The sequence below is a fragment of the Haemophilus haemolyticus genome, assembly GCF_003351405.1.
Lineage (GTDB): Bacteria > Pseudomonadota > Gammaproteobacteria > Enterobacterales > Pasteurellaceae > Haemophilus > Haemophilus haemolyticus_N.
In genome coordinates this window covers 1,271,456-1,285,786 of the sequence record NZ_CP031240.1, presented here as the reverse complement: position 1 = coordinate 1,285,786, position 14,331 = coordinate 1,271,456, and the positions used below count along the sequence as shown (strand labels likewise).

General features: G+C 38.5%; 9 protein-coding genes and 1 pseudogene. All 10 read right to left on the bottom strand.

All coding sequences use genetic code 11. From position 1 onward, the window contains the following. Positions 1 to 11: 11 nt before the first annotated feature. Entirely contained in the window at positions 12 to 1,325 is a 1,314-nt protein-coding gene (gene murD / locus DV427_RS06445; protein ID WP_114891710.1) for a UDP-N-acetylmuramoyl-L-alanine--D-glutamate ligase, read from the bottom strand. A gap of 123 nt (positions 1,326 to 1,448) precedes the next feature. Beyond that, a complete protein-coding gene (gene mraY, locus DV427_RS06440) occupies positions 1,449 to 2,531 on the bottom strand; it encodes a phospho-N-acetylmuramoyl-pentapeptide-transferase (RefSeq protein ID WP_005630348.1) in 1,083 nt (360 codons plus the stop codon). Continuing rightward, a complete protein-coding gene (gene murF / locus DV427_RS06435) occupies positions 2,525 to 3,898 on the bottom strand; it encodes a UDP-N-acetylmuramoyl-tripeptide--D-alanyl-D-alanine ligase (protein WP_114891709.1) in 1,374 nt (457 codons plus the stop codon). Before murF ends, mraY begins: the two co-directional genes overlap by 7 nt. A 13-nt stretch (positions 3,899 to 3,911) precedes the next feature. Beyond that, entirely contained in the window at positions 3,912 to 5,378 is a 1,467-nt protein-coding gene (murE, locus tag DV427_RS06430) for a UDP-N-acetylmuramoyl-L-alanyl-D-glutamate--2,6-diaminopimelate ligase (protein WP_114891708.1), read from the bottom strand. A 9-nt stretch (positions 5,379 to 5,387) separates the two neighbouring features. Continuing rightward, the gene (locus DV427_RS06425) at positions 5,388 to 7,220 is read right to left on the bottom strand and encodes a penicillin-binding transpeptidase domain-containing protein (protein ID WP_114891707.1); all 1,833 of its coding nucleotides are present in this window, start codon (positions 7,218 to 7,220) and stop codon (positions 5,388 to 5,390) included. 11 nt (positions 7,221 to 7,231) lie between these two features. Further along, positions 7,232 to 7,555: a cell division protein FtsL gene (ftsL, locus tag DV427_RS06420; protein ID WP_048954129.1), complete on the bottom strand. Its 324-nt coding sequence runs from the start codon at positions 7,553 to 7,555 to the stop codon at positions 7,232 to 7,234. Positions 7,556 to 7,557: 2 nt separating this feature from the next. Next, complete coding sequence (rsmH, locus tag DV427_RS06415) at positions 7,558 to 8,523, bottom strand: 16S rRNA (cytosine(1402)-N(4))-methyltransferase RsmH (RefSeq protein ID WP_114891706.1); 966 nt, start codon at positions 8,521 to 8,523, stop codon at positions 7,558 to 7,560. A 37-nt stretch (positions 8,524 to 8,560) separates the two neighbouring features. Next, on the bottom strand, positions 8,561 to 9,016 hold the full coding sequence (gene mraZ, locus DV427_RS06410; RefSeq protein WP_114891705.1) for a division/cell wall cluster transcriptional repressor MraZ: 456 nt from the start codon (positions 9,014 to 9,016) through the stop codon (positions 8,561 to 8,563). 219 nt (positions 9,017 to 9,235) lie between these two features. Next, the gene (locus DV427_RS06405) at positions 9,236 to 14,149 is read right to left on the bottom strand and encodes a YadA-like family protein (protein ID WP_162790275.1); all 4,914 of its coding nucleotides are present in this window, start codon (positions 14,147 to 14,149) and stop codon (positions 9,236 to 9,238) included. Positions 14,150 to 14,207: 58 nt separating this feature from the next. Next, positions 14,208 to 14,324 (bottom strand): annotated as a pseudogene (locus tag DV427_RS09685) (hemagglutinin); the annotation flags it as partial. Positions 14,325 to 14,331 lie beyond the last annotated feature (7 nt).

Below are 14,331 nucleotides of genomic sequence, written 5' to 3'. Positions count from 1 at the left end.
TAATGACTAAATTAGGCTGAATATTGAGCTAAACGAGTAAATTCTTCACCGCGCTTTTCAAAAGAGGCAAACTGATCGAGGCTTGCACAAGCTGGCGACAATAATACCATATCTCCGATTTGCAATGTTGGGCGTAAAAATTCTATCGCTTGCTCCATTGTATCGAACAAATAACTTTGCGATGAAAGCTTAGCGAGTTGTGCACAATCTCGACCAAAACAATAACAAATAATGTGTGGTTGATTAATTAAGTCAGCTAATTCTGAAAAATCAGCCCCTTTTCCATCACCACCTAACAACAAATGTAATTTACCCTCAACATAAAGGCCTGCTAATGCGGCAACTGTACTCCCTACATTTGTTGCTTTAGAGTCATTAATCCAACGAATGCCATTAGCTTGATGTGCTAATTGAAAACGATGATCTAACCCTTTGAAATGACGAAGTGCGGTACGAATTGAATCTAAATTAATACCGACAGCTTGTGCCAATGCCGTTGCCGCCAAAATATTCATATAATTATGGCGACCGACTAATGTTGCTTCTTCACAAGGCAAAATCACTTCATCTTTTGCCATTAAGTATTGCTTGCCGTTTTCCGTTTTCAGCCAATAATCTGCTGTATTTTCCGCAAAAGAAACGGTTTGTTTCGCTTGATTTTCACCTTCACCAAAAGTCAGCTTATCCTCATTATTTAAAACTCCGACCTCAGCATTATGATAAATGCGTAATTTTGCTTGGCGATAATCGTCTAAATCCACATAGCGATCCATATGATCTTCAGTCACGTTCAAGACCGTTGCAACCGCAGCTTTTAAGCTGTAAATTGTTTCAAGCTGAAAACTAGACAGCTCTAGTACATAAAGTTCACAATCTTCATTCAACAATGACAAAGCTGGAATTCCAATATTACCGCCCATACCAACTTTCACGCCAGCAGCTTTCGCCATTTCATAAACTAAAGTAGTCACGGTACTTTTTCCATTTGAACCGGTAATCCCAACAATTGGCTTCGTCACCGCTCTGCAGAATAATTCAATATCACCGATTACTTCTACGCCAGCTTTAAGTGCGGTTTGAATTTCAGTTGTTTTTACCGCAAGCCCTGGGCTAATAACAATCATATCGCTTTCAAGTAACCATTCCTGATTTAAACTACCAGTATGAAGAGGGATATTTTGAGGAAGTTTATCAACACCAGTAGGATTTTTTCGGGTATCAATCACACGAATATTAGCCTGTTGGGATAAGAGATAATCCACGCAAGAAAGACCTGTTTTGCCAAGCCCGATGATAGTAATATTTTTGTTTTGATAGGTGTTCATTTTCTTTCTTCTTAATTGCTATAAATTTTAAAATTATATTATCGATGGAAATATAAATTTCCTTTACTAACGTAAAAAAGGTCGCCCTTTCAAAAACTGAAAGAGCGAGCCTAGCTATATTCATTAACGCAACTTCAAGGTTACCAATCCCATCAACACTAACATTAAGGAAATAATCCAAAACCGAATAATCACTCTTGGCTCTGGCCATCCCTTCAATTCAAAATGGTGGTGAATCGGTGCCATTCTAAAAATGCGTTGCTTGCGTAACTTATAAGAGCCCACTTGCAAAATAACAGAGAGCGCTTCAACAACAAATACCCCGCCCATTATCACAAGCAAAAATTCCTGACGAACAAGAATCGCTACTACACCAAGTGCTCCGCCTAACGCAAGGGAACCTACATCGCCCATAAAGACTTGTGCGGGATAAGTATTGAACCACAAGAATCCTAACCCTGCACCAACGATGGCGGTACAAAATACAACCACCTCAGAACTATATTTAATGTATGGGATGTGTAAGTATTCTGCAAAATTCACGTTACCTGTTGCCCAAGCAATTAATGCAAATGCGCCTGCAACAAGCGCTGTTGGCATAATCGCCAATCCATCCAAACCATCTGTTAAATTCACCGCATTACCCGTTCCAACAATCACAAAGTAAGACAACACAATATAGAACAAACCTAATTGAGGCATAATGTCTTTAAAGAATGGAATCACTAAACGGGTTGCATCGGTATCGTGGCCAAGCCAATAAAGCCAAAGGATTGCCACTAATGCCACAACAGACATCCAAAAATATTTCCAACGAGCAATTAAACCATCTGTATTTTTACGGGTAATTTTACGGAAATCATCCACAAAACCAATTGCACCATACCCAAATAATACAAATAAGCAAACCCAAATATAAGGATTCGCGAGATTTGCCCATAATAACGTACTTACGCCAATAGAGAATAAAATCATCACACCGCCCATAGTAGGGGTGCCTTTTTTTGCAAAGTGACTTTCAGGACCATCATTTCGCACTTCTTGGCCAAATTTTAAGATCTGTAAACGTTTGATCACTTTTGGACCAATCCAAAGTGAGATAAAAAGTGCGGTTAATAATGCAAGAATTGCACGGACGGTAATATAAGAAATCGCATTAAACGCGGTTTCATAACGAACAAGATATTCAGCAAGCCAGACTAACATTTAATTTTATCCTTTAATGAATAAATCACATCTTCCATTTTCATTGAGCGCGAGCCTTTTCCTAGCACCACGACTTTTTTGTTTTGTTGTAATTGGGTTTCAATTAATGGCACAAGAAAATCAACCATCTCCACCTTATCAGTAAAATGCTTACCCGAAACAGCCTCAGAAATAACCGCACTTTCGTTGCCATAAGAACAAACTAAATCTAAATTTGCCGAGTTGGCATGTTGTCCTACTTCACGGTGAATAGAGAGAGAGTTTTTGCCTAACTCTTTCATATCACCGATACACAAAATACGGAAAGCATCATAACTTTTTAGGACATCAATGGCAGCACAGAGAGAATCTTTATTTGCGTTATAAGTATCATCTAACAACAATAAATTAGGCGTTACTTGAATTGGGAATAAACGTCCTTTCACTTGTGAACATTGTTCTAATCCAGCTTTTACATCCGTAAGAGTGGCGCCAACATTCATGGCAAGTGCGGTGGCAGCCAAGGCATTTTTTACATTATGTTTACCAAGATAAGGCAAGTTAATTTCAATTTCACCTTGTGGGGAAATAAGCGTAAAAGTGGAACCTTGATCAGTATGATGAATATCTTTTGCAGAATAATCTTTACCGTTGAAATATTGAATTTCATGTTCACCGATTTCTTTTTGCCAACAATCTAAATGGTTATGTTCTGCATTAATAATCGCCACACCATTCGATGTTAAACCACTATAAATCTCACCTTTAGCTTGTGCAACGCCCTCTAAAGAACCAAAGCCCTCTAAATGCGCGGGCGCAATATTATTAATCAATGCGGCATCAGGTTGAGCTAATTTTGTGGTGTAATCAATTTCACCTTGATGATTTGCACCAAGTTCGATTACGGCGAAACGATGTTTTTCTGTTAAGCGAAGAAGGGTTAAAGGCACACCAATATCGTTATTAAAATTACCATTGGTAAAAAGTACCGCGTCTGAATCGCCAGCAGTATGTTGCAAAATACTCGCCGTCATTTCTTTTACCGTGGTTTTACCAGAAGACCCTGTCATAGCAACAGTACGTGGATTAATTTTCTCGCGTAACCATTTTGCAAGTTCGCCCAAAGCAATTCGAGTATCCTTAACCACAAGTTGTGGAACAGAAATGGAAGAATTTTCTTGCTGAACAACAACGGCTACCACACCTTGTGCTACCGCTTGCTCAAGATATTGGTGAGCATCAAACTTTTCACCTTTCAACGCAAAAAATAAACTATTTGATACGCTTTTTCGGGTATCTGTATTAATTTCTTCAACTTGCACATTTTTACCGCCAATTAATTTAGCTTGAAGAATCTGTGCCAATTGTTCAGTAGAGAGTTTAATCATAATTTAATTGTTATTATTTTAAAAAATCATGTGCAATTTCTTGGTCTGAAAAATGCACGATTTCAGTGCCAATAATTTGATAATTTTCATGGCCTTTACCAGCAATTAAAATCACATCATTTTCAACCGCACTTTCAATCGCAAACTGAATGGCCTGTTCGCGATCAGGAATAATGCCTACTTTATCCATATTTTTAAAGCCGGCAACAATATCTGATTCAATTTGGCTTTGTGATTCTGTTCTAGGATTATCTTTTGTTACGATAACCTTTTCTGCAAACTGCTCTGCGACTTGTGCCATCAATGGGCGTTTACCTCTATCGCGGTCTCCACCACAGCCAAAAATACACCATAACTCACCTTGGCAATGTTCACGCGCTGCCATCAAGGCTTTTTCTAATGCGTCAGGTGTATGCGCATAATCTACAATAACTGTTGGTTTATTTGGATATTGAATCATTTCCATTCTTCCACATACTCCTTTCAAAGATTTCGCCGTAGCAAGTAAATTTCCTAATGGGTAACCAAATGATAATAACGTAGTCATCACTAATAACAAATTGCTTACATTGAAAGCACCGATTAACGGACTATGCAATACGCCATTACCCCAGCTAGATTCAAAAGTAATATCTGCGCCTTTAGCATGATAGTGGATATTTGTTGCCTTCATCCATTGATGTGAGTTTGGTTGAAAATCAGCCCTCGTACTTACCGCAATAGCATCAGGCAATTCACTTAACCATTGGCATCCAATCTCATCATCAGCGTTAATCACTTTAATTTGCGTATCTAATTCGGTGAACAAGCGTTTTTTGGCGGAAGCATAATTTTCCATAGTCTGGTGATAATCTAGATGATCACGCGTTAAGTTCGTAAAAATTCCAGCTTTAAAACGCAGCGCCTCCACGCGATGTTGTGCCAAACCATGCGATGAAACTTCAATAGAGGCAAAATCTGCACCTGCTTGCTTAAAACTAAAAAGTGATGATTGAATTTCCACTGCTGAGCCAGTTGTATTTTTAGCTTCTACAACTTGACCTAAAAGTCCATTACCTATAGTTCCCATCACAGCAGCACGATGACCTAATAATTCCGCCCATTGCGCTAATAATTGAGAAATAGTGGTTTTGCCATTTGTCCCTGTTACGCCAACAAGCGTTAATTTTTTAGAAGGCGAATCATAGAAAATATCCGCCAAAGACGAAAGATGACGTGCAAGTTGATAATATTTAACTACTGGCACATTCCCGATAAACGTTACAGTTAAATGCTCGCTAGATAATTCTGTCTCAGACACCACCGCACTCGCACCAGAATGAATAGCAGAATCAATAAATTGATTTCCATCGACCTGATGACCTTTTATCGCCACAAAAAGATCTCCAGCTTTAACTTTACGGCTATCCAACACCATATTATGGAGTTCTATATCATTCATTAATTCAGGCAAATTAAAAAGTGCGGTGAGTTTTTTCATAATTTTTCCTTAATTCACTTTTTGATTCTTGTGATCACTAACATATACGATACGTTTTGCGCTTTTAGTTGCTGTTTTTTCAACGGGTTCAGCATCTTGTGGAATAGCATTTGCACGCAAAGCATAGCCCATAATGCTAGAGAATACTGGCGCAGAGACTGCACCACCATAATATTCACCGGCTTTTGGATCATTAATCAAAATCACTAATGCATAACGAGGGTCACTAATCGGTGCAATACCCGCAGTAAATGCCACATATTTATTTACATAATGTCCATTTTCAATCTTACGTGCCGTACCAGTTTTCACACCAACACGGTAGCCTTCCACCATTGCGCGTTTATTTTTGATTGCTACTTTCTCTAAAATCCCTACGATATCTTTAGTTATTTTTTCAGAGAAAACACGTTTTCCAATGACTGGCGGATCAACTTTAGTGATAGAAAGCGGGCGATACACCCCAAAACTACCAAGGGTTGCATATGCTCTAGCGATTTGTAAAGGTGTCGCAGTAATACCATAACCATAAGCGACTGTTGCACGTTCAATATCTGCCCAGCGTTTACGGTTTGCATTCAAAATCCCAACTTGTTCACCAATCAAGCCTAAATCTGTCGGTTTACTTAAACCTGCATTTTGATAAGTTTCCATCAATGCACTAGGTGGCATACGCAATGCAAGGCGACTCACACCACGGTTACTAGAATTAATTAAAATCTCATCTAAAGTTTGTTGTGCGCGAGGTGCAACGTCCACAATTTCTTTGCCACTCACTGTGAATGATCCCGTGTTGATGATTTCATCACGGCGCACTACTCCACGTTGAAGTGCGGTTAAAACTACGAAAGGTTTTACAGTAGAACCAGGCTCAAACGTATCGGTGATTGCTCGGTTACGCATTAACTCGGATTTCACACCAACACGGTTGTTTGGATTGTAAGATGGTGCAGTAGCCATAGCCAATACTTCACCAGTTCGAACATCAACTAACACAGCAGTACCAGACTCAGCATTATTGTCAGACACTGCCTTTTTAATCTCACGATATACCATGGATTGCAATTTTTCATCGATACTTAAAGTGACATCTTGCGCATCATATTTTTTCTCATCCGCAATATGTTCAACGATATTTCCGCGTTTATCTTTACGAACAGTACGTGAACCATCTTTACCCACAAGCATAGAATTAAAGCTTTTCTCAATGCCCTCAATACCATTTCCATCAATATCGGTATAACCCACCACATGCGCAGCTTCTTCTACGCGAGGATAAAAACGACGATGTTCAGTTTCTAAATTAATACCTTTAATCTTAAGTTTACGAATATAGTCTGCTTTATTAGATTCTACTTGACGGGCCAAATATAAATAACCGGATTTGGAGTTCTTCTCGATTTTTTTCACCAAATCATTTTCGCTCATACCCAATTCTTGGGCCAAAGCAGTAATCCGCTCTTTATCCTCAAGTGCATTTTCTTTTAACATGGTTTTCGGATCTGCAACCACCGCATTCATCGGTACACTTACAGATAAAAGCTGACCATTACGATCTAAAATTGAACCACGCACAGATAACACTTCATCTTTACGCAAAGAACGTTTATCAGCCTCTCCAGATAAGGTACTCGAATCAACAGACTGCACATAAGCCGCACGAGCGACTAAAGCACATAAACCGGCCAAAATACAAAAAGCAGAAACCCAATAACGAACACGCATAAAACATTTATCAAACACCATTTTCGGTTTGTTATGTTTCACGGCTTCAGGTGCGGTTAATTTTCTAATTGTTTTTTTAGACTTATTTGATTTACGAGAAGAATTGAATTTAACCATCTTTTTACCTATTATTCTCTAATCTCAACTTCTTGTTCTGTCGTTAAAGGTTTCATTTTTAAAGTACCTACAGCAATAGATTCTACTCTTGTACTATCCCCTTCAGTCGCTTCCTGCACCTGTAAATTTCGATATTCATTTTCAAGCGCTTGCCTTTGTAAAATAAGTGCACCATTTTCAGAAATTAACTGACGTGTTTTATGCGTCACCCAAATAGCGCCCATTGCTGATACCAAAATTGCTATTAATAAGAAAACAATTAGCTTATTTGAAGAAAACAAATCTTCAACTAAAATCTGCTGTAACGGATAACGAGGTTTATTATTTTCAGACATCACTAAATTCTCTCCGCCACACGCAATACTGCACTTCTTGAACGAGGATTTGCTTGAATTTCTGCATCACTTGGTTGAATTGCTTTACCAATAGTTTTTAATTTTTGATTACGTTGAATTTGGTCTTCTCGCAATGGCAAACCTTTAGGGATATCCTCACCTTTACTTTGTTTTTTCATAAAATGTTTTACCATTCTATCTTCTAAAGAATGGAAACTAATAATTGATAAACGCCCTTCTGGTGCTAACATGTCTAAAGCAGAATTGAGTACACTTTCCAATTCATCTAATTCTGCATTGATGAAAATACGAATAGCTTGGAAACTGCGAGTCGCAGGATGTTTATGTTTATCTTTGAAAGGTACCGCTTGTGAAATAAGTTCAGCTAATTGACTAGTACGCGATAAAAATTCGGTGCCATTTTTAGCCGCACTTTTGTTGTAATCAACAATAGCGGTGGCAATACGTTTAGCGAAACGCTCTTCGCCAAAAGTTTTCAAAACCCAAGTTAAATCCTCAACCGATACTTGTTTTAACCATTCTTCCGCTGATAAACCTTGAGTCGTGTCCATACGCATATCAAGTGGGCCATCTTTCATAAAACTAAATCCACGTTCAGCTTCATCAAGCTGTGGGGATGACACGCCAAGATCAAGTAAAATGCCGTCAATTTTGCCAACCAAAATTAATTTTTCACAAATTTCAGGAATATGGGAAAAGCTGTTGTGTTCAATCTGAAAACGTGGGTCTTGAATTTTTTGAGCTTCAGCAATGGCTCTGGGATCTCGGTCAATTCCAATGAGACGACCATTTGAAGATAATTTAGAAAGGATTAAGCGAGAATGACCACCACGGCCAAAAGTTCCGTCAATATAAATTCCATTTTCCTTCAATGCCAAGCCATTCACGGCTTCGTGAAGTAAAACTGTGACATGTTCAGGTGAAGAAAAGGAATTTTCGGTATCCATAAATACAATATAAAAGTAAAAAACGGTGAATCATTTTCTATAATGAGAAATCTTTCAAAGCCTCAGACGCAAAGTCTGCACTTGAACCAATTTCCATATCTTCTTCAATTTGGGCATGCCATTCTATAGCACTCCAAATTTCAAATTTATTAAGTTGTCCCACCAACATTAAACCTTTTTCTAATTTTGCATGTTGGCGTAATGGCCCACTAAGCAAGATACGGCCCTGAGCATCCATCTCACATTCAGTGGCGTGACCAAGCATTACTCGTTGCAAACGGCGTTGGGTAGGATCAAAGTTAGAAAGTGCGAGAAGTTTTTGTTCGATTTTTTCCCATTCATCAAGGGGATAAAGTAAAAGACAAGGTTGACGAATATCTACAGTACAAACCATTTGCCCTTGATTCTTTTCAAGAATTTCAGAGCGATAGCGGGTTGGGATCGCTACGCGTCCCTTAGAATCTAAATTAACCGCTGTTGCACCACGAAACATATTACGCCTTCAAAATTAAACTTATTTTGAGAAATTTTCCTAAAAATCTCCACAAAACACCACTTTTCTCCACATCTACGTAAGTTTATAATTTGTTTGATTAAGTTGCAAGCAATTAATAGAAGAAGATTTAATAAGATCAAGAGTTATCTTAGAGAATAAAAAATAGCCTGTGAATTTTCATTCACAGGCTAGATTTTTTTATAGAATTAAAGTGTATTACCAAGTATAACCAATACTTGCCCCTGCTCCAGCATCTCCGCTTGAGTTAATAGAAAGATTAGCTTTCATACCAACCCGTCCATTATCAGATAAACGAGAATACCCTACTGCAACGGCATTTTGTCCTTTAAAAGAACCAAGACCAGCAGAAATCGTTTCTTTACCTGGAATGGTATTTTGATACAAACTACCAATTGCAATCGCACCCGCAATACCTGCACGCAATTCTTTATTCATTTTTTGCATATCACGATTAACTTGCGCAATTGCATTACGGTTTTGCTGGATTTCACGGCTATGGTTATGTACAGTGTTCTCAATGGTATTAACACGCTCTTTTAACTTCGTGTTAGCATTAAGACTATCTACAAATTGTTGTTCTGTTTTGCCAGTGTTGCCATTGTCTCTCCAGATCTCATAAGCAGATTTACCGTTTTTACCGTCCTTAATCTTCGTACTAGTTTTGGTATTATCACTATTAGTAACTTCAAGCGTATGAGTACCATCGCTGTTATCCATTACAGTTGCTTTAACTGATTTACCATCTTTGCCATTTGTACCTTTTAAGGAATCAGCAAACTCTTGTACTGATTTGTTTTCATTACCTGGTATTTCTTTCCATAGTTCGTACGCAGATTTTCCATTATCACCTTTATCACCTTTTTCGCCTTTTATCGCCTTAGTGAAATCAGTTTCTGATTTATTTTCATTACCTGCTTGCGCTTTCCATACTTCGTATGCAGATTTGCCATCTTCACCTTTATCACCTTTTTCGCCTTTTATCGCCTTAGTGAAATCAGTTTCTGATTTATTTTCATTACCTGCTTGCGCTTTCCATACTTCGTATGCAGATTTGCCATCTTCACCTTTATCACCTTTTTCGCCTTTTATCGCCTTAGTGAAATCAGTTTCTGATTTATTTTCATTACCTACTTGAGCTTTCCATACTTCGTATGCAGATTTGCCATCTTCACCTTTATCACCTTTTTCGCCTTTTATCGCCTTAGTGAAATCAGTTTCTGATTTATTTTCATTACCTGCTTGCGCTTTCCATACTTCGTATGCAGATTTGCCATCTTCACCTTTATCACCTTTTTCGCCTTTTATCGCCTTAGTGAAATCAGTTTCTGATTTATTTTCATTACCTGCTTGCGCTTTCCATACTTCGTATGCAGATTTGCCATCTTCACCTTTATCACCTTTTTCGCCTTTTATCGCCTTAGTGAAATCAGTTTCTGATTTATTTTCATTACCTGCTTGCGCTTTCCATACTTCGTATGCAGATTTGCCATCTTCACCTTTATCACCTTTTTCGCCTTTTATCGCCTTAGTGAAATCAGTTTCTGATTTATTTTCATTACCTGCTTGCGCTTTCCATACTTCGTATGCAGATTTGCCATCTTCACCTTTATCACCTTTTTCGCCTTTTATCGCCTTAGTGAAATCAGTTTCTGATTTATTTTCATTACCTGCTTGCGCTTTCCATACTTCGTATGCAGATTTGCCATCTTCACCTTTATCACCTTTTTCGCCTTTTATCGCCTTAGTGAAATCAGTTTCTGATTTATTTTCATTACCTGCTTGCGCTTTCCATACTTCGTATGCAGATTTGCCATCTTCACCTTTATCACCTTTTTCGCCTTTTATCGCCTTAGTGAAATCAGTTTCTGATTTATTTTCATTACCTACTTGAGCTTTCCATACTTCGTATGCAGATTTGCCATCTTCACCTTTATCACCTTTTTCGCCTTTTATCGCCTTAGTGAAATCAGTTTCTGATTTATTTTCATTACCTGCTTGCGCTTTCCATACTTCGTATGCAGATTTGCCATCTTCACCTTTATCACCTTTTTCGCCTTTTATCGCCTTAGTGAAATCAGTTTCTGATTTATTTTCATTACCTGCTTGCGCTTTCCATACTTCGTATGCAGATTTACCATCTTCACCTTTTTCGCCTTTTATCGCCTTAGTGAAATCAGTTTCTGATTTATTTTCATTACCTGCTTGCGCTTTCCATACTTCGTATGCAGATTTGCCATCTTCACCTTTATCACCTTTTTCGCCTTTTATCGCCTTAGTGAAATCAGTTTCTGATTTATTTTCATTACCTGCTTGCGCTTTCCATACTTCGTATGCAGATTTGCCATCTTCACCTTTTTCGCCTTTAAAAGAAGGATCATTTTTAAGACTATCTTTATCTAAACTAACAATTGTTTTATTATTTTCTGTTGTAGTCTTCAGCCCATTTTTGAATTCATATAATCCATTAAAAATAGTTTCAAAATTATTTGTAGTTACAACTTCATTTCCATCAAACTTTAATTTTCCATTATCAACGTTTAATACTTTTGAATTTGTATCACCTAATTTAATGCTAGAGAAAGTCGGTGCTTTTAACATACCTATACGCAATGTACCGCTATCATTAAATGTAATTAAATTATCTGATGAATATGCAGTAGTAGGAGCATTTACTGAACCATACACTGTACTTGATTTACCTTGAATAGGTAAAATACCACCGATCTGTGTTTTAATGATCTTAGCTTTCATCGCATCGCTAGAATCTTGATCATTATAATCATTGGCAGAAAATTGAATACCTGCTACAGCTAAGGATTTCAACTGCGCCACATTCACTGCATCTGTATCTTCTGTACCAGCGGCTACATTCGTAATTTGACGTGTTAATCCTGTTCCCACATCACCCACAGATACGGCTGCCCCTGTCGAACGCCACACTTTCACCATATTGTTGGCTTCGGTTTGTTTCGTTTTGATTTCTTCTTGTTTTGCTGTAACTAATGCGCCTAAACGTGCTTTCTCAGTTTTTATAGCGTCTTTCTGCTCATCTGTTTTACCTTCAGGATCATTAGCTGCATCAGTAATGTAAGCAATCAAATTATTTTCTAATGTGGTACGCTCTGTCTCAAGTTCCCTAATTTCATCTAGTAATCTATTATATTTTTCTTTTTCCTCAGCACTCAACAGATTCTCTAATGTCTTATTAGCATTTTCCACCGTATCATAACCAAATACGTTTTTATCTACAGAAGTACGAGAATCACTACCTAGAGCAACGGCACCTTTCAAATTACTTACGGCACGTGTGCCCACTGCTGTGGCAGATTCTGCAGCAGCTACAGAGTTATAACCTATCGCTGTAGCATACTTACCCTCTGTTTTTGCCAAATAACCTAATGCGTTGGAAAAATGACCTTTTGCACTGGACCCCATACCAATTGCTGTACTGTTCGTATCATAGGCTTCTGCATTATTACCTAATGCTAACGTTTGGTAGCCATACGCACGTGAATCGTGGCCAATTGCCATAGACCAATCATATTTGTGAGATTCAGCCTGTGTAATAACAGAAATTTCATTGTTATCTTTGGTGATTCGTTCTAAAGGTTGAGACACTTTTGCAGGTGTATTACCCACTTCAGATGTAGCATTTTGAACACCTATATATGCGCCAGAACCAATAGCAATAGAGTTAGCTGCTTTTTCATTAATTGCAGCACGATTGCCAATGACCACCGCTTCGCTAGATAAGCTGGACGCTTGCGTACCAATTGCATAACTATCTCTTGCTTTTGCAATAGACTTAATACCAATAGACACTGCACGATCAGCACTACTAGTTGCTTGCGTACCAAAAGCAATCGTATCTTGTCCTTTTGTATTCGCTTGAAAACCTATAGCTGTACCACGTACAGATGTGTCATTTTTTGCTTCAGAACCAATGGCTACACCTAGGTTTGAAGCTGTATTAAGTGCAGATTCCCCTAATGCCACGCTATATGAAGAGGAAGTATTTTCTGCACTCTGCCCAATAGCGACACTCGATCGTGAATTAGTAATCTTAGAATCTGTGCCAATAACTACCGAACTTATAGACTTTTCATCCATTACTTCTGCACGTAAACCGATAGCTGTCGCAGCAGCTGCCTTGGCATCTGCCCTTGCACCGGCAGCAAAAGAGTGATTTCCCTCTGATTTTGCGCTTGAACCTAAGGCTAAAGATTCCCTTCCTTTAGATTCTGCATCATCACCGATAGCAACAGAATAGTCTCCCTCTGATTTTGCGTGATTTGAAATCGCTGTACCCGCAAGACCAGTTACTTTTGAATCATATCCCAAAGCCAATCCATTAGTCGCATTACTTTTAGCATCTACGCCAATTGCAACTCCAAATGCCCTTGTCGCTTCACTATTAAAACCAATCGCCACATTCTGCATTCCCTCCGCTTTAGCGTTTTCACCAAAAGCAATCGAACTTTGTCCAGTTGCCACTGTACTCTTACCAATGGCAATTGCTCTATCATTTTGCGCTTTTGCCCCATTACCAATGGCAATGGCACTTTCAGAACCAGGAGTCCCAAGCACGTCACCAGCAGTTGGAATTTTATCTGCAGTTGCGTCTTTACCAATCGCAACCGAACCTGCGCCTGCCGCCTTAGCTTCTGTCCCCATGGCTGTTGCATTAATGCCTGATGCTACGACACTTTTACCAATAGCTACCGAATTATCCTCTACTGCCTTCGCACCTGCACCCACCACGGTTGTATGATTGCCTGATGCTACGGCACTTTCGCCAATAGCTACCGATGTAGCATTTAACTTATTGTTAATCGCTGTCACAGCATCATTAAGAGATGTATGTTGGTTTTCTAATGCTGCAACACGACCTTGTAAAGCAGTAAAATCATTATCAGAAACTGCCGCATAAACACTGGAAGCCGTAAAAAAAGAAAGGGCAATTGCCGATAATTTAAAAACTCCAGATAAATTCACCGCACTTGATTGTGGATTTGATACGCTTTGTTTTTTATGTGCTCTAGATAATTCTGATACAACTGACCAAGATTGAATAGATGTATTCCAAATAACGCGAAAAATATGATTCATAGAATAGCTCCAAACATGATAAAGAAAGGGGAGAAAAATAGATTTTTGTTCATACTCTCTACCCATTGATTGTTTGGAGAAAAGAGAGATGATTTATGGCTTGCTTGCTTGCTTGCTTGCTTGCTTGCTTGCTTGCTTGCTTGCTTGCTTGCTTGCTTGCTTGCTTGCTTGCTTGTCAAATG